Annotated in this window: 25 protein-coding genes, 1 rRNA gene and 1 riboswitch; of the genes, 1 reads left to right on the top strand and 25 read right to left on the bottom strand. The window is 44.2% G+C overall.

Going from position 1 to position 23,375, the window contains the following annotated elements; genetic code table 11:
- Positions 1-237: 237 nt before the first annotated feature.
- The 13 genes from spoVG to ACFSVM_RS18830 form a co-directional block, all read right to left on the bottom strand.
- Positions 238-522, bottom strand: coding sequence for a septation regulator SpoVG (spoVG, locus tag ACFSVM_RS18890; RefSeq protein WP_047914164.1), 285 nt, complete (start codon positions 520-522; stop codon positions 238-240).
- Positions 523-711: 189 nt separating this feature from the next.
- On the bottom strand, positions 712-1,545 hold the full coding sequence (gene purR / locus ACFSVM_RS18885; protein ID WP_090727841.1) for a pur operon repressor: 834 nt from the start codon (positions 1,543-1,545) through the stop codon (positions 712-714).
- Positions 1,546-1,661: 116 nt separating this feature from the next.
- Positions 1,662-2,516, bottom strand: coding sequence for a 4-(cytidine 5'-diphospho)-2-C-methyl-D-erythritol kinase (ispE, locus tag ACFSVM_RS18880; RefSeq protein WP_076315655.1), 855 nt, complete (start codon positions 2,514-2,516; stop codon positions 1,662-1,664).
- A gap of 153 nt (positions 2,517-2,669) precedes the next feature.
- Positions 2,670-2,852 (bottom strand): small, acid-soluble spore protein, alpha/beta type, encoded by a 183-nt coding sequence (locus ACFSVM_RS18875; protein WP_076315656.1) that lies wholly within the window; start codon positions 2,850-2,852, stop codon positions 2,670-2,672.
- Positions 2,853-2,964: 112 nt separating this feature from the next.
- The gene (locus tag ACFSVM_RS18870) at positions 2,965-4,647 is read right to left on the bottom strand and encodes a DUF4179 domain-containing protein (RefSeq protein WP_379263878.1); all 1,683 of its coding nucleotides are present in this window, start codon (positions 4,645-4,647) and stop codon (positions 2,965-2,967) included.
- Positions 4,613-5,197, bottom strand: coding sequence for an RNA polymerase sigma factor (locus ACFSVM_RS18865; protein ID WP_379263876.1), 585 nt, complete (start codon positions 5,195-5,197; stop codon positions 4,613-4,615). Before ACFSVM_RS18865 ends, ACFSVM_RS18870 begins: the two co-directional genes overlap by 35 nt.
- A gap of 129 nt (positions 5,198-5,326) precedes the next feature.
- Positions 5,327-5,605 carry a biofilm formation stimulator Veg gene (gene veg, locus ACFSVM_RS18860; RefSeq protein WP_076315659.1) on the bottom strand — a complete coding sequence of 93 codons (279 nt, stop codon included), beginning with the start codon at positions 5,603-5,605 and terminating at the stop codon, positions 5,327-5,329.
- 259 nt (positions 5,606-5,864) lie between these two features.
- Positions 5,865-6,770: a sporulation peptidase YabG gene (yabG, locus tag ACFSVM_RS18855; RefSeq protein WP_076315660.1), complete on the bottom strand. Its 906-nt coding sequence runs from the start codon at positions 6,768-6,770 to the stop codon at positions 5,865-5,867.
- 95 nt (positions 6,771-6,865) lie between these two features.
- Positions 6,866-7,753 carry a 16S rRNA (adenine(1518)-N(6)/adenine(1519)-N(6))-dimethyltransferase RsmA gene (gene rsmA, locus ACFSVM_RS18850; RefSeq protein ID WP_076315671.1) on the bottom strand — a complete coding sequence of 296 codons (888 nt, stop codon included), beginning with the start codon at positions 7,751-7,753 and terminating at the stop codon, positions 6,866-6,868.
- A 4-nt stretch (positions 7,754-7,757) separates the two neighbouring features.
- Complete coding sequence (gene rnmV, locus ACFSVM_RS18845) at positions 7,758-8,303, bottom strand: ribonuclease M5 (RefSeq protein WP_047914170.1); 546 nt, start codon at positions 8,301-8,303, stop codon at positions 7,758-7,760.
- Positions 8,304-8,469: 166 nt separating this feature from the next.
- Positions 8,470-9,708, bottom strand: coding sequence for a ubiquitin-like domain-containing protein (locus ACFSVM_RS18840; protein ID WP_379263872.1), 1,239 nt, complete (start codon positions 9,706-9,708; stop codon positions 8,470-8,472).
- Positions 9,709-9,985: 277 nt separating this feature from the next.
- Positions 9,986-10,232, bottom strand: a riboswitch (cyclic di-AMP (ydaO/yuaA leader).
- A gap of 227 nt (positions 10,233-10,459) precedes the next feature.
- Positions 10,460-11,227, bottom strand: a complete 768-nt coding sequence (locus ACFSVM_RS18835; protein WP_076315662.1) for a TatD family hydrolase — start codon at positions 11,225-11,227, stop codon at positions 10,460-10,462.
- Between the two features lie 41 nt (positions 11,228-11,268).
- Positions 11,269-12,549 (bottom strand): HD domain-containing protein, encoded by a 1,281-nt coding sequence (locus ACFSVM_RS18830; protein ID WP_379263869.1) that lies wholly within the window; start codon positions 12,547-12,549, stop codon positions 11,269-11,271.
- 360 nt (positions 12,550-12,909) lie between these two features.
- On the opposite strand from ACFSVM_RS18830, the gene ACFSVM_RS18825 reads away from it, so the two are divergent.
- Positions 12,910-13,164, top strand: coding sequence for an AbrB/MazE/SpoVT family DNA-binding domain-containing protein (locus ACFSVM_RS18825; protein WP_047914173.1), 255 nt, complete (start codon positions 12,910-12,912; stop codon positions 13,162-13,164).
- 201 nt (positions 13,165-13,365) lie between these two features.
- On the opposite strand, the gene rsmI is transcribed toward ACFSVM_RS18825, so the two are convergent.
- The 12 genes from rsmI to rrf all read right to left on the bottom strand — a co-directional run bounded on the left by rsmI (position 13,366) and on the right by rrf (position 23,108).
- Positions 13,366-14,256, bottom strand: a complete 891-nt coding sequence (gene rsmI / locus ACFSVM_RS18820) for a 16S rRNA (cytidine(1402)-2'-O)-methyltransferase (protein ID WP_379263867.1) — start codon at positions 14,254-14,256, stop codon at positions 13,366-13,368.
- 61 nt (positions 14,257-14,317) lie between these two features.
- Positions 14,318-15,067 carry a tRNA1(Val) (adenine(37)-N6)-methyltransferase gene (locus tag ACFSVM_RS18815; protein ID WP_076315672.1) on the bottom strand — a complete coding sequence of 250 codons (750 nt, stop codon included), beginning with the start codon at positions 15,065-15,067 and terminating at the stop codon, positions 14,318-14,320.
- Between the two features lie 109 nt (positions 15,068-15,176).
- Positions 15,177-15,545 carry a DNA replication initiation control protein YabA gene (yabA, locus tag ACFSVM_RS18810; protein ID WP_076315665.1) on the bottom strand — a complete coding sequence of 123 codons (369 nt, stop codon included), beginning with the start codon at positions 15,543-15,545 and terminating at the stop codon, positions 15,177-15,179.
- 28 nt (positions 15,546-15,573) lie between these two features.
- Positions 15,574-16,374 carry a PSP1 domain-containing protein gene (locus tag ACFSVM_RS18805; RefSeq protein WP_047914176.1) on the bottom strand — a complete coding sequence of 267 codons (801 nt, stop codon included), beginning with the start codon at positions 16,372-16,374 and terminating at the stop codon, positions 15,574-15,576.
- Positions 16,375-16,520: 146 nt separating this feature from the next.
- Positions 16,521-17,495 (bottom strand): DNA polymerase III subunit delta', encoded by a 975-nt coding sequence (gene holB, locus ACFSVM_RS18800; RefSeq protein WP_076315666.1) that lies wholly within the window; start codon positions 17,493-17,495, stop codon positions 16,521-16,523.
- Positions 17,496-17,868: 373 nt separating this feature from the next.
- A complete protein-coding gene (locus tag ACFSVM_RS18795) occupies positions 17,869-18,312 on the bottom strand; it encodes a YaaR family protein (RefSeq protein ID WP_379263864.1) in 444 nt (147 codons plus the stop codon).
- Positions 18,313-18,348: 36 nt separating this feature from the next.
- Positions 18,349-18,678, bottom strand: a complete 330-nt coding sequence (locus ACFSVM_RS18790) for a cyclic-di-AMP receptor (RefSeq protein WP_047914178.1) — start codon at positions 18,676-18,678, stop codon at positions 18,349-18,351.
- 323 nt (positions 18,679-19,001) lie between these two features.
- A complete protein-coding gene (tmk, locus tag ACFSVM_RS18785) occupies positions 19,002-19,631 on the bottom strand; it encodes a dTMP kinase (RefSeq protein WP_379263932.1) in 630 nt (209 codons plus the stop codon).
- A gap of 64 nt (positions 19,632-19,695) precedes the next feature.
- Positions 19,696-21,198, bottom strand: a complete 1,503-nt coding sequence (locus ACFSVM_RS18780; RefSeq protein WP_379263861.1) for an aminotransferase class I/II-fold pyridoxal phosphate-dependent enzyme — start codon at positions 21,196-21,198, stop codon at positions 19,696-19,698.
- Between the two features lie 157 nt (positions 21,199-21,355).
- Complete coding sequence (locus ACFSVM_RS18775) at positions 21,356-21,547, bottom strand: sigma factor G inhibitor Gin (RefSeq protein WP_379263859.1); 192 nt, start codon at positions 21,545-21,547, stop codon at positions 21,356-21,358.
- A gap of 841 nt (positions 21,548-22,388) precedes the next feature.
- The gene (locus ACFSVM_RS18770) at positions 22,389-22,715 is read right to left on the bottom strand and encodes a hypothetical protein (protein ID WP_143757813.1); all 327 of its coding nucleotides are present in this window, start codon (positions 22,713-22,715) and stop codon (positions 22,389-22,391) included.
- Positions 22,716-22,991: 276 nt separating this feature from the next.
- Positions 22,992-23,108: ribosomal RNA gene (gene rrf, locus ACFSVM_RS18765) — 5S ribosomal RNA — on the bottom strand.
- Between the last annotated feature and the right edge of the window lie 267 nt (positions 23,109-23,375).

Genomic DNA, 23,375 nt, shown 5'->3' with positions numbered 1-23,375 from the left:
AATGTTATCCATTCTGCTGTTACAGAACGAAAAGGATCCCATTCCTCGTTCACTTTGAAAGGAATAACGGTCTAGTCAACATTAAATTGGGCACAAGCAAGTACCCCATAATCCATATTATGGGAGAGAACAAGTCTGTGCTCCAATATTGCTCATTAATGAATATACTTCATTCTTGAAAAAAAGAAAAGAGAGCCATAAAATGACCCTCTTTTCTTTCGAACCCCAATAATGTTCTTAAGCGCCTTCTTCAATAACCTCTTCCTCAGTTGCAGCGCGTTCGTATTCAGCTAAAACAGCGGCTTGAATCTTCTCGCGTGTACCGGAAGAAATCGGATGGGCGATGTCACGGAATTCTCCATCGGGAGTCCGTTTACTCGGCATAGCAACAAACATTCCGTTGTTACCATCAATAACGCGAATGTCATGAACGACGAACTCGTTATCGATTGTAATCGAAGCTATAGCCTTCATTCTCCCCTCAGAGTTGACACGGCGGAGTCTGACATCTGTAATCTGCATGTGTGTTCACCACCTTTTTCCATCGGAACTTGGTGTATAATTCCACACAGCATACAGAAACTCCTTCTTTTTATTTCCATAAAAATGTCCTAATTTAAGGAATTTTTTGAGTTTTGGTGCAATTCAAGAGCTATTCGACAAAACTTGCGAAAGATCGATAAAAATCCTTCTGTATCACAGGTGTTCATGTCACTCGCTTCGGTTAAAATAATTGCCTGGTGCCACTGAGATTTGTTTCGTCTTGGGATCCACTGCTGTCAGTGTTGCCAGCGAAACATAATCATGAAGCAAACGCTCTTCTGAATCAACTTCGCCCGACTCAACAAGCACGCCGACTCCAGCCACTTCCGCATTAAACTCCTTCAACAAATCAATCATCCCTTGCACCGTTCCTCCAGCCTTCATAAAATCATCGACGATGAGCACGCGAGACTTCTCTGGAAGAGCCCTTCTGGATAGGGACATCGTATGCAGGCTCTTATGAGAGCCGGATACATAATTGATACTCACAGCTGAGCCTTCTGTCACTTGATGATCTCGTCTAACTAGGACTACAGGAAGATTGAGCTGGGAGCCTACAGCATAGGCAAGCGGAATGCCTTTGGTCTCCACTGTCATCACGACATCAATGTCTCGGCCTGCGAATGCAGTAGCCATAATCTTGCCGATCTCGTTCGTTGTAGCGGGTTGACCGAGCAGATCAGACATATATAAATATCCGCCAGGTAAAATCCGATCAGGCTGTTCGAGTAGTTCACATAAATTCTGTATGAAGGATAACGAACGTTCATAAGACATCTTGGGCATAAACTTCACCCCGCCCGCTGCGCCAGCGAGTGTCTGCAAGTCTCCCATTCCTTCATCCTCAAATACTTCCTTGATAATGGCAAGATCTTCACTAATTGAAGATTTCGCCGCACCATAACGCTCTGCAAAAGTCGTTAAGGGAATCAGTGTATGTGGTCTCGAGAGCAAATATTGTGTCATTTCCACTAAACGAGCGCTTCGCTTTAATTTCTTCACGTCGATTCCTCACGATCTATCTCCAAATCCGAATGTTTACAATTCAATATATCATTTTTGTACGTATTTGTACAACAATCAATTCGTTTTTATACTATAAATGGAAAAAATGAAGCCTATGTCAGTAATCTTACTGCATAAACTTCTTTACAGAATCCTCGAAGACCATTATAAATTCTCGGCACCTTCGATTCTTTTGATACGAGACCAAATACAGTAGGTCCGCTTCCGGACATAAGAACACCATCCGCTCCGAGCTTCAACATGGCTTCCTTCAATTGTCCTACCTCTGGATGCAGCTTCACTGTCACATCCTCTAATACATTACCTAGTTCCTTACAAACCCCTGCAAAAGACTGATTGCGAATCGCATCTTCCATTCTTTTGGCGGATGGATGCTTCTGGATCTGATCGCTGCGTACACGACCATATACCTCTGCAGTAGAGACGTTAATCGGCGGCTTTGCCAGCACGACCCAGCATTGCGGCGGATTCGGAAGCTGATGCAGCTGTTCTCCTCTTCCTGTAGCTAGTGCGGTACCTCCGGTAATACAAAAAGGTACATCCGAGCCTAATTCTGCACCCAGGAGCCTCAGCTCTTCATCTGATATACCGAGACCCCACAGCTTATTCAAGCCCCGCAGGGTTGCCGCAGCATCACTGCTGCCGCCTGCAAGACCGGCAGCAACGGGTATCTTCTTATCGAGATGAATGTACACACCTTTCTTAACGTCATATCTCTCCTTCACCAGCTTGGCAGCCTGGAAGGCCAGGTTCTTCTCATCCAGGGGGATATATCCCGCCTGGCTTGATATCATAATCGTATCCCGCTTGATTTCAGACATTTCAATCCGATCGGCAAGATCAACCATGGTCATAATCATTTCTACTTCATGATAACCATCGCTTCTTTTATGTAATACATCCAACATCAAATTAATTTTCGCAGGAGCTTTTTCATAAATTTTCAAGGCGACTCACCCACCCTCAGCTATTCCCTCAAGACAACTTAACATATTATATCAAAAGCAGACTGTCAAGTCATATTCTTCCCTTCACAAATAAGGCTGTTAGAATACGAATATATAAAAAGCCCCCTGCTGTATCCCAGGGGACCCTCCAATTTATCCTTGATTCTTACGTGCTGCCTGCTCTGCAAGCTGTATAGCCCTCTTCACCATATTGCCTGCATCCTTGGCTTTGATTCCGCCCCAGCCTTCTTGCTGAACAGTATCATAAAAGCCCAGGTCCTTGGCCAGCTCATACTTGAGCTCTTCTGACATTACACTGCGTCTTCTGCGGCTCATCAGATTTCCTCCTTATATTAGGGGACTCATAATTTCATGTTTCGAACGTTAGTATGTGTCTGGCAGGCATAAAGTATGCGCATCTGCTTAGAGCGTAGACATAGTTTTCCCTTTATTTTACTGATTCACTTACCAAATTCATTCTATACTTGAGCTCTTCCTTCTCCCAATCGATTAATTCCCATGGAACTTCCTTTACGCCAGGCAGCTCTAATTTCCAATTCATATCATAGACTGTTTTATCGGTTGTAACCCGCTTCAGGGTCACTTCCTCTGGCAGCTCTGACATCCCTCTCATAATGAATTTGAAACCGGACAATTCTTTCGTGTCCATATCCATGGCTCCTCTATATTCAACCTGATACTCCTGCCCATTCTTATCGGTCATTACCCACTTATCTTTAGCAAAGTTGTTCTTGAGTTCAGCCGTCAGACTAAGTATGCCTACCTTTTCATCTTCTCCTCCGGGGTCATCCGACACGGTCATGCTGGTAAATGTGAACTGATCTCCTTGATCTTTAAACACCGCCGGCTTGGACAGGAGAGCTCTCGGTCTAAAGGTTATTTCTCCCTTGGTAGAAGCAAGCTGAGAGTATCCTTTGAAATGAAATACGAATGGCTTGTCAACCATGTCCTGTTCTGCATTAAAGTAGAGGCTCCAATGGAGTTCCTTGTCGTCTCTATAACGAATCGTCATTCGGTTATCATCATCATTAAAGTAAACATATCTCTCATAGTTGTCTCCAGCTGTCACATTGGCTAGGTCAAAATATAGAAGCGTCTCCTCATCCCCAGAATAAAGCGGATTCTCCTCACTTACATCGGCACTCGCTTGCTCCGTCACAAAATCTATCCTGTATCCGTTCGGGGTACGAGTGAGCTGCTCTGCTCTCACCTTTGTCCCATCAGGCATTTGATAAGATTCATGAAGTTCAGTAATGACAGCTTGCTGCATCGCTTTCCTCATATCGATATCAAACTCAAAGCTCCAGTCTCCTTCGAGAAAGATCGGCTCGCCATTTGCGTCTGAGGCCTGCAGCTTGTTAAGTGTGCTGGTGATCTGTATGGTGTCCGAAATATTGCTCGTGTCCAGCGGGATCCTAACGAATTTATATTCGTTCATTCCCCTGCTCTTGTTGTTATCCACGATGCCAATATCCTTTCCTTCCGAGTTCGTTACCCTAAAGTAATCCTCCATATTCATTTCCCATCCGAGATGAGGCGAGTAATTTACATCTTTATCTTTAGTGATTTCCAGTGCTATTAAAATCTGTGTGTCATCAGCCAAAACCTCTTCTACACTCACTGTAATACCGTTGCTCTCTGCCTCAATTTTTGGATAGTGCGCCAACTCTCCGTATTTCTTGAAAATACCATAACCTACAAGCTCCATAGGCGTTGCCCACCAAGAATCAGGCTGCTCTTGTTTAATCCCCAGCTGTTGCTGAACTAAAGGCTGCTGCAGAGCAAAATATGAACCCCACGCCAAAATCACTATTACAGCTGCTGCTGAAACCCATTTCTTAATGTTTGTACGTCTAAACCAAGTCATGTTCTTCTCCTCTATCGAACCAGCCGGCTCTACTTCAACATCTTCTAATGCATTCATTATATTGGTGGTGAACTCTTCGCTTGCGCGAGCTGAATACAGCCTGCTGTTCCAATCCTGTTGTTCATGCAGGATCGACTCATATAATGTGCTGCAATGCTCACAGCGGCTAAGATGTTCTTTGTCTGTTAGCGTTAATCCGCGAATCACTTTATCTTCCATTTGATGAGGCTTCAAGCAGCTCATAATCCCTCACCTCCTCAGTCAATGCCTTTTTCATCCGTTTCTTCGCCCGGTGGAGCCTGTTTCTCACTTGATGTGAGCTGAGCCCTGTAATGTTGGCTATTTCCTCATAACTCAGCTCGTTTGTATACCTCAATAGAATGACTAAGCGTTCCTCATCTTTAAGCACCTGCAGGAGGGCATGCACTTCAGAGATCATTTCACTTTGGAGCATCAAGTTCTCCGGAGTATTTAACGCTTCTTTATGAGCTATGTATTCCTGAGGCAGCCAGGTCTTCTGTCTCCGACGTGCATCAATTGCTTGATTAACTGCAATCTTATACAGCCAAGCACTAAAGCTGCTATCCAATCTGTGGCTTGCCAGCTTGCGGTAAGCTCTAATAAAGGTCTCCTGGACAAGATCCTCTGCGTCCTCCCTTGGAATCCCCATTCCTTGTATAAAGCAAAATATTCGATGCTTGTAGCGGTTTACGATCACGCTGTATAGCTGCTTATTTCCATTAAGGATATCTGCGATGATTTGCTGTTCTTCTATGCTGTGTGTGTCCTCCATAACGCCCTCCTTAAGCCGTACTTATCCCTCGCCCTTAATAAGACGGTGCTGGCAGCTAATCCTCTCACTTGGACAATAAAAAAAACGGCCTCGTCCTTAATGGACGAGAGCCGCCTTGAGAAATCAAGCTTACACTTCGTTGTACGATATTTCGCTGACCACTTGCTCAGGATCATATACTGAAACCTGTACTGCTTCAGTCAATATATCGGCGTAACTGTAAGACACCCGTTTAAACGTTTGCTGTTCTTGATCTAGCTTCACAATAAAAACAGAAGGGTACGTTTCTTCCAATACACCAGTACGCTCAATTGTCTTACGGCGTCCACCGTTTGCACGAAGTAGAATCTTCTGGCCAACATGAGCGTCGAGACTGCGTTTGATATCCAATAGCGAATTTTTAGCCATGGCTAACGACCACCTCTTTCCTTGTCCATTATACAAGGGGTTTCAGAGTTTGTCAAATCATCAATTATATCAGCATCAAAAATGTGTTGTCAACGAATATTTTAGCAACGTTATTGCTTTAATTCGCCACCATATTTTTTGGATCGAATTCGCTACCCTTCTCTTGGTAAATAGCTCATTTCACCCTTGTTATATGAAGCAAAAAAAGACCCCTTTAAATTAAGGAGTCCTTGTGACACAAATATTTCTTCTATAAGCTTCAGATCGCCGCTGGTGTGACCTTAAGAGTGGACAAATCCTGAAGGGGAGGTAAGCCTATCCGATAGCTCCCTCTGGACTCAAGCCCGCCGACACCGTCACTGCCGCTAATCGTGTGATGGATAATATCATTAATGTTAATGGTATCCTTTACGGAAGTGAACGCCGCCTTCGCTGCCACATATACAGGATCAAGCGCATGTATTAATACCCGGCTGGGGCTGCTGGCAAAATTCGCACCTGCACGGATCAGTGCTTCAAAATGAGACTGACACGCACCTGCAACGATCGTCAGCGCATCCAAATGCCATTCATATTGTCTCGCTACCTGAACAGCTGTAATGAAGTTTGATGAATTCTTATAATGATTGATGTTATACAGATCATAGGGCTGTCTGCCCTTTAGTACTCCGTCATGCCCCGTAATAACGACTATATCAGGACGTGAGCGCGGCAGGAGCCGATATAGTGTATCTGCCATGGAAGCTTCATGTACATAATGGCCTTCTGCGGGTACACGCAGTCTTTCATACAATGCCATGCTTTTCTTAAGATAATTAGGATCTCCATCCAGATGGAGCACCTTGCCAGGCATTTCAAAAAAAGAAGGAGACTCTGTCTGTGTGTTCTTGCTCCACTCATCAACTAACCCCGCCTGGTTACGCTGTGCTTGCTCCAGACGATGCTTCTGCAATAGCGAGTAAGATTCGTTTGCTTTAATATGTGCCAGCCGGGTCTTGTTCGTCTCTGGCTCATACGGCACTCTGATCAGATCATTCAGCGGAGAATCCGCAAGGAGCCTGAATTCAGTTCCTTTAATGACTGCTTTATCCTTCTCGAGGCCCTCCACTCGGAACGTGACATCTCCCCCATACGATTTCCGAACGACCAAGTCTCCTATATTCATCAACGTTATCACCTCTAACCCTATGTTATGGGCGAGGCAGGGCTTTGGTTCATCTCTTTTTTCGTAATTTGCGGAGTACAAGGCTCTTCAGCGTCTTAACCTTTAATCCCTGCTTCCAGCAAGACATCGCTTAGACGGGCGTACTCTTCAATACTGAGTGTCTCTCCTCGTCTCGCAGGTTCAATCTCAGCTGCCTCCAGCAGGGGCTCCAGCTGATCTCTGTTTTCTTTGGTAAAGAAACGGCTCTTCAGATTATTCGCGATGGTCTTCCGTCTTTGTGCAAATGAAGCATGAATCACTTCGAAGAAAAACTTCTCGTCCTTCACTTCAACCGGAGGCTTCTCTCTTACCTTTAACTTAATAACAGCAGATTCAACATTAGGCTGGGGAATAAAAACCGTATGAGGAACGATACATACCAGCTCAGGCTCGCTGTAATATTGCACCGCGATGCTGAGCGTCCCATAATCCTTCGTTCCTGGGGAAGCAGCCATTCGTTCTGCAACTTCCTTCTGAATCATGACAACGATGCTGTCGAGCGGGAGCTTCTCCTCCAGCAGTCTCATCAAGATCGGTGTCGTTACATAGTAAGGCAAATTAGCAACGACGCTGACCTTATCCATGCCCGCGAAATTTTTTGCAAATAATTCAGGAAGATCTGTTTTAAGAACGTCTCCATGATGTACATATATATTAGAGTAAGGTTCCAGCACTTCGGTGAGGATCGGTATCAAGCGTTGGTCTATTTCGACCGCAGTTACCGTCCCTGCACGCTGTGCAAGCTTCTCTGTTAGAGCACCGATTCCCGGTCCGATCTCAAGTGCACCTTTATGTTCATCCAGATCAGCAGCATCCACAATTTTATGGAGTATATTTTGATCGATCAGAAAATTTTGTCCCAGGCTTTTTTTGAAAGAAAAACCGTGTTTCGCTATGATCTCTTTCGTTCGTCTTGGCGTTGCAATCTCATCTATATTTTTCACGTTCTCATGATCCCTCACGTTCTATTTGCTCTAGTGCTCGTACAAATTCCTCACGGCTTATCTGAAACATCGTCAGCCGCTTATGCAGCTGCTTGCCATTACAATATCCTATGCCCAGAATGTTACCCAGCATCATACGCCGATTTGCGGCGTCCTTATGGACGATGAGTCCGGCTTCAATCAGATCTTGCCAGTCTATGAGCGGCTTAGCTCCATCATAGGTTGTATGCACCTTGGACAGTGCTGCGCGGATAGAGTCAGGAGATGCATTCTCCACACCAATATCACCTTTGCGGGTCGCATCCTGCTCCTTAATGAAGGCATGCTTCACGCCGGGAATCTTGTTCGATATTATTTTGCGAATTCGCTCGCCTGCATGATCAGGGTCCGTAAAGACGATAACACCTCTTCTTTGCTGAGCAAGCTCAATTTTCTTAAGTATACGGGCGTTTATAGCAGAACCGCCGGTTTCTATTGTATCTGCATTCACTGCACGCTTGATGGCTACGGTATCATCTCTGCCTTCAACGACAATGATTTCTTTAATCATGATCACATGACTTCCTTTCTAAACAAAAAGAGAAGAGGAAAAACTCCTCTTCTGCATGTAAGAGGCAAACGATAGACTTGCTGTCTAAACTTTCGTTCACCTTATATAGCATCACCTAATCTTGATGTTAATACTATAACATCAGGGACGCATTGTAAAATATATTTTAATTCAGTTCCGGCTTCACCGGACCGATAACGTATACTGTTTTACCTTTTTTGCGGCCAAAATTGAGTGCCTGCTCCAAGCTGTCATAATACACATCAATTTTGTTGCCTTTGATTGCGCCGCCTGTATCTTCGGCACGACGGAATCCTACGCCTTCAATGTATACCCACCATCCGAGAGGGATCACATCAGGGTCAACTGCAATGGTACGCCCTTCCTGTACACGCGTGCCGGAAGCCGTCTTCGTACCAATGCCCTCTTGTTCTGAGGAATAGGCCGTCATAGATACATTGCTTAGCACTTTTTTGGCCTTGAATGTAACTCCGTCCTTCGTGACAGAATCGCTGTCACTTGAAGCAGATACCTTCTTCACTTTATCAGCCAGATTTGCTGACGATTTCGAAGAGGATGCATTAGAAGCTTTAGAAGCAGTTGCAGTTGCAGCTTCAGCTTCAGCTTCACTTGCAGAGGCAACCACGGTTTCCTGAACTGGCTCAGGCTTCTTCTTCGTTCCTACGGCAATGACTTTGTCGACACGGTTGGTCTGTACCTTCTTGCCCGTCATTTTCTTGGACACCAATTCGCCGTCCTGGAAGGTCTTCTCGATCGTCTGGACAATTACACCTTCCTTGCCGCTCTGAATGACCCGGTTATCGCCCTTGTACAAGCTTGGGTCAGCCGTCTTGATCACCTTGAACGGAATCGAAGCTTCTTGTGACGCTGTTTGCTTAGTCACCCGGACTACTCGAATATTAAGATCTGCCTTCACCGCAGTGTCAGCAGCAGGATATACTTTATCATCTTCTGATACTTCGATGCTATGAGCAGCAAGTGCTTCCTTAACGGTATCCTGTGTTGTATAAACTTGCTCTGTCTCACCGTCTGCCGTTACGTTAATCGCTACGGCCCGGTTAATTGTTACTCGATCCCCATCTTCAATCTCATCACTCAAAGACATCGATACTTCGTCATGTGGACTGACTGCGATTGAATGCTCATCCAGCACTTCACTAAGCATTCCTTCACGTGTTTCCAAGGTTTGAACCTTGCCGTCCACGACAATTGAGATTTCTTTGCCTCCCTGACCATACACAATGAGTGAGATCATGACTAACAGTGCGATTGAGAAGATTGCGACTAGTGTGATCTGACGCAGATTCTCATGCTTCCATCGCAACGCGAAAGACTTGCTGGATGATGGTGACTCATGGGTCTCCTCTAGTTGGAAATTTCCCACTTCCTCCGTCCTCCTTCATAGTCCCGCCGTCAAGAGTATTGCATGATTGTATTTGACGCGACTATACCGATTTGTCTACAAAACCGGAGAAACTCCCGTCCGATTCTGCATCATGTGCCACTCTTCGCAGCATGATGTCACCTCCTGTTAACCAACAGTATGACGACAATGTAACTTTTATTCTCCTAAAACAAAGAAGCCAAAAAAGAGTTTAAGAGGAAATCTTTCGTGGCTCCGATAAGTTCAAATGAGAATATCGGAAACATCATGCACGAGTTTTGCCTCTTCAATACGCTTACGGAGTTAGCTGTCGGGTTCGGGCGTAAGAGTCGCCCCCGCTCAGATCCAGGCTGCTCATGGCAGCTGTCCTTTACGTTCACCCCAAGACTCAAGTGTTGAAATCAAATACAGTGGTCAGAGCAAGAGAGACAACTCTCTTAATTCCATCTTCTGACTAGCAGCAGACCACTATATCGGTTCCCCCGTTCTTTGTTAAATTACAAAAGATTCAGCGAGAATGACTCATGAAGTGAATTCAAAGTGGTAAATCAACTGAATGTAAAATGGACTTTACCAACAATCAACAATTCACTGAAACGATGATATCCTGTTTCGATACATGTTGTAAAGCAGTATTCAACTATGTTTTTCTAAATAATTGGTTAAAAATTTGTAATAATCAGCGAAAAAGTCTTACAAAAAGTTTAATCGCTCCGTTTTACTCCCTTTTTCACCTGTTTTTCTCTCTATTTTAACGAATGTCAAATCGTTCCAGTGCATTTGCGGTCGTAATCCTTGCCAATTCCTCCACAGAAATGCCCTTCAGCTCCGCTGCCATTTCTGCTACCAAGGCCACATGAGCTGACTCATTTCTCTTGCCGCGGAATGGATGTGGAGTCAGGTATGGTGAATCCGTTTCGATCAAAAGCCGGTCAAGCGGTACCTTTGCAAGCACCTCTTTGGGCTGCTTCGCGTTCTTGAACGTGATCGGTCCTCCGAAGGAGATATGAAAGCCCATATCCAGCGCCATTTTTGCAGTTTCCCAGCTGCCTGAGAAAGAATGCATCACTCCGCCTACTTCTTGTGCCCTCTCTTCCCGCAGAATTCGAATAATGTCTTCATGCGCATCCCGGTTATGAATAACAATCGGCATAGCGATCTCTCTAGCCAGTCCAATTTGTTTGCGCAGCACCTCATGCTGAATCTCTTTGGGAGACGTATCCCAATGATAATCCAGACCAATTTCACCGATCGCAACGACCTTCTCATGTTTACATAATGATGCAATCCATTCCAAATCTCCATCCTTCATCGTAATGGCATCGACAGGATGCCAGCCTACTGCCGCATAGATAAAATCATAGGTTTCGGCAAGTTTCATCGTAGTCGGAATTGTTTCCCGATTAAATCCTATATTAATCATTCGGGTAACCCCCTTTTCGACAGCGCGCTGAATCACTTCCTCGCGGTCAGCGTCGAACTCGGGTGCATCCAAATGTGTATGTGTGTCGAATAACATCGTATATTTTTCTCCTTTCAAGGACTGTATCTTGTCTCACATTATTTAAACATACCGGCAATTTCCGGAGGCAGCTTGGGTAGTGCATTCATCAGCTTCTCCTGCGGGAAGTACAGATGATAATTCCCTTTTTGCATGCCGCTAATAGAGCGGACAATCTCGGATACCTCGGATATATCTCTTTGTCTTTCCTGCTTGTCTAGAATGATGATCTGTCTCTTGCTCCCCGCAATATCAGGTCGGAACACATCATACGGCAGATCGGTAGGAAAATCAATTTCAAGGTCATAGGCTGGATTCAAGTTTGCCTTGAGAAATGCTTCTTCTATTCGCTTGATATCCTTCTGCTCGATATAATCCACTTCCACATACTTATAGAGCTTACGGTCCAGGAACCGGGTACACAGCTCACTCAGAATGGGGTCCTTCTCATAAGTCCATTCATTAAAGGCAGCCTGAATCGTAGATTCATCGATACGAAGATAGTCCTTGACCGATACATCGCCCTTAATCAGATGAAGGAGGGGTCTAAGCATGAAGCTGAAGATGTACTCTTCTTCTACGAGTTCCTTGGCTCTTCTAAAGATTTGACGCAGGACAATTTCGGAGCTTCGAGTTACAGGGTGAAAATATACCTGCCAATACATCTGATATCTCGACATTAAATAATCTTCTACGGCATGCATTCCAGAATCTTTAACCACAACTCTTCCCTGGTAAGGGCGCAGCATTCGAAGTATTCGGTCAAGGTCAATGGTTCCATAATTCACTCCGGTATAATAGGCATCCCGCAGCAAGTAATCCATTCGATCGGCATCGAGCGGACTTGAAACCAGATTGACAACAATAGGCTTGTCATACGTCTTGGCAATCACAGAAGCGACCTTTTGGGCAAAATCAGGACCTACGGTACCCAGTATCCGGCCCACTTCGGTATCTCCCAGTATGATCTTACAGGTCCATTCTTCATGATCCATATCAAAAGCTTCTTCAATAGAGTGGGAAAAAGGACCATGCCCAACATCATGCAGCAGAGCTGCGCATAGAGCAACTAGCTTCTCTTCTTTAGGCCAATCGGGATATTCATTGCGTTCAAACTGCGATATGATCTTCCTTGTAATTTCATACACACCTAATGAATGGGAGAAGCGGCTGTGTTCTGCTCCATGAAAAGTCAAATATGTAGTCCCCAATTGTCGAATTCGGCGAAGACGCTGAAATTCCGGGGTGTTGATAAGCTGCCATATAATCGGATCCTGGACATGCACGTAGTTATGTACAGGGTCTTTAAATACTTTCTCTTCGCTAAGCTTTTGTTCCATTGATAATCAGCTCCTTTTTTCAACCTAAATTCTTATAGCAAAATTCAATTGTGTGCAACTAAAGTCGGATTTCGACTTTATCCAAGCTAATCACTTCATATATTCGACATTATACGACAAAGTTTGTCGAATAATGATGCAGTTTTGATTTCCAAATCGACACGCGTTATAATAATAGATAGATACTAGAAAATCATCGTTAATACCAGTACTCATTCCCTTTCTTCATACAATGTTAACTTTATTCTTTATTTTCAATGTTGACTGATTTGGGAATGGTTGGTATGATGATTAGCATAAAAGATAAAATAATGTCGAATCATGACAGTAATAAGCGATGGCGAGAGGAGTTAGTATAAAATGATGAAATCTACAGGTATTGTAAGAAAAGTTGATGAACTGGGCCGGGTTGTTATTCCTATCGAATTGCGCCGTACACTCGGTATTGGTGAAAAAGATGCTCTTGAAATCTACGTAGACGGTGAGCGCATCATGCTTAAGAAATATGAGCCTGCATGTATCTTCTGCGGCAACGCTGAGAACGTAACTTACTTCAAAGGTAAAATTGTTTGTCACGAATGTATTTCTGAAATTCCAGCACCTGTGACAAATTAAGTAAAATAGGTTATAATCAATTTTGGATAGAGAAAAGCATACCTTTAATCAGTAATCATTACGATTCCTTTAATATAGATGCTCGCTTTTCTTGAGAATATATAATTGTTATTTCTAACCTTTTTCATATCTCCTTAGGCACCTTCCTCGTCAGATCCAATCTGCCGAAGAAGGTGTTTTTTCTTTTATTCTGTCTGAGGTCTATTGTTCCTCTTTTAATAAAGCATTATATACATCCCTTTTGGATAGCTCTCGATCTGCAGCCGTGCTCTTCATCGCATCCTTGCGAGAGAGGCCTTCCTTCTCATAGTGCTCCACGTGCTCCGTAAGACTTAACTGCTGCCACCACGCCTTCTGCAGCTCTTTCTCTTCGTCCTGACTTCTTCCCTCTACAATCAAACAATACTCGCCTAGGGGCGGATGCTCCTCAAGCCACTCTATACACTCCTGTAGATTCCCTCGCACATATTCCTCGTGACGCTTGGTCAGCTCTCTTGCGAGCACCGCTCTTCGGTTTCCCCATAGCTCCAGCATGACGGTTAACGTTTTTTGTACCCGATGCGGCGACTCATAAAACAGCAGGGTGCCCTGCGATGCGCCAAAACTCTTCAGGATAGCTGTAATGTCCTTTTTCTCACGGGGAAGAAAACCAACGAAGGTGAATCGCTCGGTTCCAAGACCGGATGCAATTAGCGCAGATAGAGCAGCGTTCGCTCCTGGCACCGTCACCACGGGAATATGTGCATGAATGGCAAGACGGACCAGGTCTGAACCAGGATCTGAAATGGCCGGCATACCTGCATCGCTGACAAGGGCTAAATTTTTTCCTTCTATTATATATCGAATTAATTCAGGTCCACTGGCTTCCTTGTTATGCTCATGATAACTAAACAACATCTCAGGGCTGATCTCAAAATGAGTTAATAGCTTGCGGGTTTGTCTTGTATCTTCCGCGGCAATGATATCACATGACTTCAAGGTATTTACCGCGCGATATGTGATATCTTCCAAATTACCGATCGGCGTACCTACAAGATAAAGTGTACCCGTTCCTTCCTTCTGTTCAAAGCTCTTCTGTACTTGAATACTCATAGCTAACTCCTCTCCAGTTCCACGTCTCACCGATCCTGCTTGTATCCATCTCCAGTGGTAGTCATGGACTCGGATAGTAAATATCCATAATTTCTTTGCAATATTCCCCATTTTCGTTATATACGATCAGCGGCGGCAGCATTCTCACATCCGGCTTGCCATCTCGTAAAGCCTCAATGAGCACCATATTCGCCTCTTTGTCGATTCGTGGATGAACCATGCGAATTCGTTTCGGCTCCAACCGATATTTACGCATTAATGTGATAATTTCACCGATTCTCTGGGGTTTGTGCACCATGGATACTTTTCCGCCTGTACGTACCAAATGCATACAAGCCTTCAGGACCTCCTCCAAAGTACAATGGATCTCATGCCTAGCGATCGCCTGATGCTCATTCAGTGTAATATCACTTCCGTTTAACGGCATATAGGGTGGATTAACAGTAATGGCATCATAGACCCCATAACCTGTAATGCCAGGCAATTCCCTCAGATCCCCTTCCCGAATCATGATCTGATCTCCAAGTCCATTCAGCATCACACTTCGTCTGGCCATATCGGCAATTCTAGGCTGAATCTCAATGCCTTCGATCGATGCCTCTGTTCTTGTGGACATCAGGAGAGGAATGACTCCATTCCCTGTGCAGAGATCCAGGACCTTTCCCCGCTTGGGAAGGCCTGCAAATCTGGCCAGCAATACAGCGTCCATAGAGAAGCTGAACACCTCATCGCTTTGAATAATACGCAAATCATGAGTTAACAGATCATCCAGTCGTTCAGATGGCTGTAACTTAACCTTGTTTATACTCATTCTGATACCTGCCTGATTCATATTAATGTGTATACTAAACCAAACCTCGATGCATGAATCGAACCCATTCAGCTTTAATAGAAAAGCCGTAGGGTATCCCTACGGCTCATTACTTATTCAAAAATGACAGACAGAACAAACAATCGCCCTCTGTACGTAAATGCCCATAATAAACGTTACAAATATGGAAACCTTCGTAATACAATCTTGCCAAATTATCGTATCCCTCTCCAACCACCTCTTCGGTAGTCTCGGTTGCGGGCACGAATTGTACAGGATTTTTGGGAGCTGGTGCAGGTGTCTCTGTAGAGGACTCCCGCTTTAGGACCTTGCGCAACTGTTCATTTTCCAGCGTCAAACGTTGATTCTCTTCGAGCAGTTCCTTTACAATCATTTTTAACTCGCCAAGATCATTATGCATTTGTCCCATTTGTGTTTCCATTTCAAGAATGTGCGCAAAAATCGATTTTTTCTCCAAGATCCCACCCCGAAAGCAAACATAATGGTTACTTGATGACGACGTCATCCATAGAAAGCTCTTTTACTTTGTTAATCTCAAACAATTGAACATGTACCTTGCGGTTGCCTGCGTGAATTCCAACGACCTTGCCCTCACCTAACGAGGTGACGACAAGCTTGCCGACGGCTGGCAGCTCTTCCTTAACACTCTCATAGTTATCATGCTCAAATTTCAAGCAGCACATAAGTCTGCCGCAAAGTCCGGATATTTTGGTTGGATTCAGGGACAGGCTCTGATCCTTGGCCATCTTAATGGATACCGGTTCGAAATCACCCAGCCAGGAGGAACAGCAGAGTATCCGCCCACATGGGCCGATCCCTCCAAGCATCTTCGCTTCATCACGTACGCCAATTTGGCGAAGCTCAATCCGTGTCCTAAAAATGCTGGCCAAATCTTTAACTAACTCTCTAAAATCGACACGTCCTTCAGCCGTAAAATAAAATATAATTTTATTTCGGTCAAATGTGAATTCCACATCGACAAGCTTCATCTTAAGTCCGTGCTCTTTGATTTTATTTAAACAGGTGCCAAATGCGTCTTTTGCAGCAAGCTTGTTCTCTTCCACCACTTTGGCGTCCGAGTCACCTGCAATACGAATTACCTTCTTGAGAGGTAATACAACGTCAGATTCACCAACGACTTTCTTTCCTATAACGACTTTGCCGTACTCAATCCCTCTCGCTGTCTCTACGATGACGCTAGAATCTTTTTCAATAGGAAGATCGAGGGGATCAAAGTAATAAATTTTGCCCGCTTTCTTAAAACGGACACCGACTACATTATACAAAAAAATTAACCCCCTTGTATGCCAATAAACCTCTATCGAAGCCTGAAAACAGGGCCGCAATCGAGAAGCGTATCATGTTAGGACTGTGCTAGGGCATAGAATGAACGTCCCTGAGATATCGTCGCCTAATACTTGCGTGCTCCACCTCAAGAGGCTAGTCCAATTAGTAATTGTTCTACACATAGCTGACCATTCACATTATACCGAAGCTTCTTTCTGCATTCTGCAGCCAAGTCCATATAGGACACCCATTGTTCGGTTGTACGAGTCATAGCAATGGTAGAGAGTGTATTGAGTTGATCTATAAAAATAACGTTCTCCTGCTTACCGTAAATAATATAAAGCATGTCCTTGAACCATAAATGAAAGAGTTCAAACATCAGTTCAAGATGTTCAGAAAGCCCTGTCTTGAACAGCTTCTGCTGGGCAGAAATCAGCGCTATATCGCCTCTGGACAGAGATTCTTTCCCTAATTGTAACACTACATTTCTAATTTCTGCAAACCAATTCTGGTCAAGCAAATTCTTGCAAGACTCAAGGCCTGCGCTTAAAAATGAAGCTGTTCGAACGAGCGCGGGCGCGTAACCCTCCTTCTGCAGCATCTCCTGAACCAGCTCAGGATTCAATGCCTTAAAGGGGATCTCCTGCGTTCGAGATAAAATCGTAGGAAGCATAGCTCCCTTGTTGCTCGTGATCAGTATTCCTACTGCCGGCACCTGCGGCTCCTCAAGGAACTTCAGCATGCTGTTGGCAGCTTGAACTGTCATTTTATCCGCCTGATCAATAATATAAATCTTAGGATTATTTTTTTCAGACCGATAAGCAAAGATTTTTTGCAAATCGCGAATCTGATCTATTTTGAGGCTTGCGCCCTCAGGCTCTACATAATGGAGGTCTGGATGATTCCCATGCTTAACCTTCCGACACTCCAGACATTCACCGCATGCATCGTCTGCATTTTGAGTGCAAAAAATAGATTGGGCGAATGCTGTTGCCATCTGACGTTGTCCGCTGCCTAATGGACCGCTAAATAAATAAGCATGACTGATCGCGTTCTTGCGGAGTCCGCCCTGCAGCATTTGTTTAGCTGTATCTTGCCCCAAAATTTCACGAAATGACATGAGTTCCTCCCCTATAAAAAAAGCTGCTGCGGTCTAGAACTTCACCTGTTAGTCAGCATGAGATATTATATATCATTTAGAAGAGAAGAACCAAAGAGATCATCCATCGTTAACCCTGCCCGGAATCCATTCCAAACGTAGGGAATAGATTCCTCTTAATGAATCCTCAGAAGAAGGGAATCCCTTAGTTCAATCCTCTAAACTTCATTATACCATGACACGCAACCATTTTAATTTTAGTATTCACAAAAAAAACATTTTCCATTTCTGCAGCCAAAAAAATCAATCGGCTTATCTGCCGACGGCTCTTATCTACAAAAAAAACAAGCGATCGAAATCACTTGTCTTTGGATACGTCATAAGCTATGAGATTTTAAAAGCTCAAGTTAATCAGCATTCCCCGAATCTCGCCGATTTTTTGCAGAAGCTCTATCTTCCCCTGCTCACTCTGAAGCAGCTCCTCCGCCATAGCAACCAGAGCGGCATCCACTTCATCAAGCAGTAAGTACTTCTTCCCGCGTCCGCGGCGGTCCCAGCCTTTGGTCTGCTTCGTCGCTATGCCTCTTCTTACCGTGTCATCTAAGAAACGCTTGACCAGCTGCTTATAGGCCTTGAGCTCCCGTATGGTCATGGATCTCGCTAACCGATCACCTTGCAGCTGAATCTCATTCAACCGCCGAGTCAGCTCTGCCTGAGAAGCTCGTTCACCCTGTTGCTGCATCATATCGGCAAAACCTTTATTTTGCACAGGCTTGCTATTATTCTCATTTGAATTGATGCCGCTCTGAAGTGGTCTGAATCCTGGATTGATTTTCACAAGATATCCCTGCTTTCTGTTGCCAAAAGAGTGCTCTTAAAAATGTTCAAATCGATCAACCGGCAGAACGAACACCGTCGCTCCTCCTACCTGAACCTCTACAGGAAGCGGTAAATAGGAATCGGTCGTTCCGCTCATTGGAGTAACCGGAGTAACGAGCTGCTCTCTTACCTTACAGCTGCTGCGGATCACGTTCATCACGGATTCAACCTGGCTGTCATCCACCCCGATCATGAATGTGGTATTCCCTGCTTTCAAAAATCCACCTGTGCTCGCCAGCTTCGTCGCACGGAAGTTTGCTTTGACCAGTGCACTAGATAAACGATTACTGTCTTTATCCTGAATAATCGCAACAATAAGTTTCATCTTGAAACGCCTCCTCTAAATAATCTCATGCTCAGCACTTATGTTCCCAACCGCCTTCAACCAAGCTTCCACCGTTAGAATAAATCATAAGTCACTACTCTATTCCAGAGTAAGTCACCCTTGCCCGAAGGCAGCGTAACCTTCAAAGATATGATGAATCTTCTCCCGCCTATAGGAGTTCGACGAATAATGAGGAATAAAACTTAGTCCTTAAGAATCTTAAGTTGCAGTGATAGCCCATACTAAAATCCTAAAGTTTGATTCAAAGCGTACCTGAGAGATGTACAGTACTCCTTAAATACTTAATAATTAGACATATACCCTTAAATATCCTCTATTACACACCTTAGCTTCGTAATTAAGCTACAAAAAACCTCTTCTTGCGACAAGGAAGCATCAATAATCTGGATTCGATTCGGCTCTTGCTTAGCTAGAATCAAATATCCCTCTCTCACCTTGTCATGGAACGATAGGTTCTCCATATCAAGCCGATTCACTTCACGCCCTTGATTGGCAGCAATCCGAGCTAATCCTTGTTCTGGACTAATATCAAAATAAAGTGTCAGATCAGGTGATAAGTGATCTGTAGCAAATTCATTAATGGAGCGGACCTCTTCCATACCAAGCCCTCTGGCATATCCTTGATAAGCCAGACTGCTGTCGACAAAGCGGTCAGACAAGACCATTACTCCATTTTGAAGTGCGGGAATGACTTTCTCCGCAAGATGTTGTCTGCGAGCAGCTGCATAGAGCAGTGCTTCAGTGCGAGCATCCATCGTTGTATGCTCCGGATTTAATATAATGGAGCGGATTTTTTCTGCTATATCAATTCCACCGGGCTCGCGTGTCATCAAGTAAGGAATTTTCTTGTCTTCTAGATACGCAGACAGCTTCTTAATCATGGTTGTTTTACCGGAGCCGTCTCCACCCTCAAATGTAATAAACTTTCCCATCGGCAATGTGTATCTCTCCTAAACTACGTTTTCAACTTGATCTATTTGAAATATTCAGCTTTCGCTAGCGTTTTTCTTGTATAACGAGCAGCTGATGTAAACTTGCATCCCGCGTCCCTTGGCATTTGGCCCCAGCATTTCGAAGTGCAATTAAACGCTCTTGCATTGCTTCACTAATCAGCTCTCCTGGATACAGGATCGGAATACCTGGCGGATAAGGAATCACCATCTCAGCAGCTCTGCGACCAGCACATTTACTAAGTTCAACAGATTCGATATCTTCTTCCGTTCTTGTACGCATATCAAAAGGGATCGGACAGGAATAGACATCAGATTGCAAAATGTTCCACGTGGAAACAGGACTGTTGTTTGCTTCTGTAATGTCTTTATTTCTGGGCTCCTTCTCTAACGATATATGCATGAGTGCACCTAAAAGGTGCATGGCATCCTCTTCTGTAGAGCCCAGGCTAAACAGGAGGACGACGTAACGGTCGTCGCTCATCTCTGGCATGCAGCCGTGAGCTTCAAGCTCACGCTGCAGCTCGTAACCGCTCAGGTCCCCTAACTTGTCATATATGACAAGCTTAAATGGGTCCTGAGCGGTATATCCTGCGGCCCCAGTTGCCGATGGCTGCAGGATACCGTAACGCGGCATCGACTGTATGCCGCGCCTTGCTGTTTTCACGGCAGTGAGCCCAGCCGTGAAAGCCTCTGCGCCGTGCACATGCAGATGTCGGCGCGCCAAGTCAAGCGAAGCCATGAGCGGGTACGAAGGGCTGGAGCTCTGGATCATGGACAAGCGCTGCTTCAGCAGTGTCCGATTGATCCGCTCTCCCTGTACATGCAGCATGGCTCCCATCGTCATCGCCGACAGCATTTTATGTGTGGATTGAACCACACCATCTGCTCCAGCCGACAACGCGGATGCCGGGACATCCGGGTGCATTCCATAATGTGCCCCATGTGCTTCATCCACAAGAAGCGGAACATGGAATTGGTGGCATATTGCTGCAATGGATTCGATAGAAAAGCCCATTCCATAATAATTCGGCATCGTAATCAATACTGCCTTTGCTTGCGGATAGGCTTCAAGGGAGGCCTTAACCGTCTCGACTGAAGGAGCTGTAGCTAACCCGGAATGATGATCCATCTCCGGTAACATAAAGACGGCCTGAGCTCCGGCCAGCATTAACCCATGTAATACCGACTTGTGAACGTTCCGCTGAACAAGTATAAGATCATCAGGTTCTGTACATACCGTAAGAAGTAAGGCGATATTTCCTGAAGTGCTGCCTCCGACGAGCCAGTAGCTCTCTTCAGCACCAAAACAATCTGCCGCCAGATGCTGTGCCTCTAAAATGACACCCTCAGGATGATGTAAATCGTCTGTTCCTGTTATTTCAGTCACATCTATACTCATGACGTCTTGCATGAATCGACTGTATGCATCAGAGTAAACTTGTCCATTTTTATGACCTGGAACATGATAGGTTCGTTGTTGAGATGACTTGTATTTCAAAAGTGCTTCATATAAAGGTGCTCTATGCTTATCAAGCTGGTTTCCCATAGATCATATAACCTTTCCGTCATTATCCTTCTTCCATTGTAAAACATTTTAAAGGTATATCATATCAAACTTACTCTGAACCCATCCATTAAATTAGAAAAAATAAAAAGGCCTTACTCAGACCTTTAAAAATAAGTTCATAATTATGACTTGTCTATTATACATTATTTTGATGCAGCCAAATCTGCTTTAACTGATGAATAAAAAATGGATACTTGGCATCCTGCGCGTCAGTGTGTACCATCTCCGTCTCACAATCGGTGCAAATAAACTCAGAAACTATAAAAATGCCTTCCCTCTTACGCTGCTCACAAACAATGCACGTATGTTCCATTTGTTGTGTTTCCATACGATCCCACCTTCACTTCTTTTGCTATCAGTATGGTACAGTTTCTACTATTTTAAACCTTTTCATAGTGAAACTCTACTTTATTTCCATAACCTATGCTATTCAACCTAATACGTGTAGGTGTCTGTACCCAATTATTTATAACATTTAAATTTTTCCAAACAGCAATCCGATATATATTATATAAATTCGGTCTTTTGATTGCTATGTAGCTCATATCAAGAGCCGTTCTCTGCTATAAATAGGAGGTTATGAATGGAATGTCCGCGGTAATCGGAGATCAGGCTACTTACTATCAATATCGTCTTATCCGCAAAATCAATATATCTAGGCCAGCTTTACTTAGTTACTTAAGCTTAACGTTCATTATGCTGCTCGCCAGCCTCATTTTTTTTACTTGGTCTGGTCTTTTGTATTTCATTTTGTCCTGCGTAACCATGGTATGGATTCATTATTTAGTCTCACGTTCTATTCTTCTTCTTAGTAATCGGCAGCTTCATCGTTGGCACTGGTCCTGGAGAGCTCCCTGGATAGGACTAATTCCTTCACAGCATATTGCTTATCCTCTTTTTAGCCGTATTCATTTACATATGACCTGGATTGGTCTTATCTTTGTCTTTGTTTTTATCGTCGCTTCTCCCCCCTCTTTTGCGATGAGCTTGTTTTTTTGGCATGTATGGCTGATGGCACCGCGTCTAACGTGCCTCCTATGGCTATTCAGACAAAGAAAAGACGGCTATTTAAAAATATCCCATCAAGAAGTGGCCTACTATATTCAATAAAATAGAGCGCATACTGCTCATTCTATACATATAAAAAAGACCTTCACTCTCGTGAAGGTCTAGTTACTGTCTACGGTCTTAGGTTTAATAATTGAAGGGTCCTGTGTGGGTACCAATACCGTAAGATAACCATTATGCAAGGATAAATGAACACGGGTGCTATCTTTTACGAAAATGCGAGGAGCAGAGTCAGTGTTGCTCGTATCCTCGGCTGCCGTATCTTCTTTCCAGCCCCACTCTATAATTTCATTAATATATTCTTGAGGTATATCTGTATTCTTCCCTATACCAGGCAGAGTGTATTGTACATAATCCATTTCCGGATTGTTCGATGCTCGATCCATTCGATTGGCTTCTTTAGGTACGGGAAAGGTATTAACATTCACTGCACCCTCGTATGAGTCCCACGATGTGCCTTGGCTGCAGGCAGTAAGGATTATAGTGAAGCAGATGATAGCATAGAGACATAGCATTCTGTAACGCAGTCGAAATTCCCCCTTTGTTGCGAAGTGACACGATCTCTATGTTAAAAGAACCCTATTCTATTATAACTTCTCATGTGTTTTAATCCGTAACAAAAATGTTACTACCTATTACATAAACGATTCATCTATAAAAATAGACAAAATAAAAACCACCGTCGTGATCGACAGTGGTTCTTTGCTTGGCGACGTCCTACTCTCCCAGGACCCTGCGGTCCAAGTACCATCGGCGCTGGAGGGCTTAACGGTCGTGTTCGGGATGGGTACGTGTGGAACCCCTCCGCTATCGCCACCAAACAGGATTTTTCGAAGCCTTCGCTTCTTGAAAAATCATCAGAAAAATCCACGGTTTACGTTAGAAATGGTACATCACGTTAGTGTGTATGTTTCTAACGATGTGAACTTTTCACTCCAAGGATTTACTCCCTGAAAACTAGATACGAAACAATTTGCGATTTAAAGCTTATGCTTCCGAAGTAGTTTTCTTCGAAAACTTTTAGGATAAGCCCTCGACCGATTAGTACTGGTCAGCTCCATGCATTGCTGCACTTCCACCCCCAGCCT

It is taken from the genome of Paenibacillus shunpengii (assembly GCF_042684905.1).
Classification (GTDB): domain Bacteria; phylum Bacillota; class Bacilli; order Paenibacillales; family Paenibacillaceae; genus Paenibacillus; species Paenibacillus shunpengii.
The sequence above is the reverse complement of the archived record's forward strand: the minus strand, read 5'-3'. Positions and strand labels throughout refer to the sequence as shown.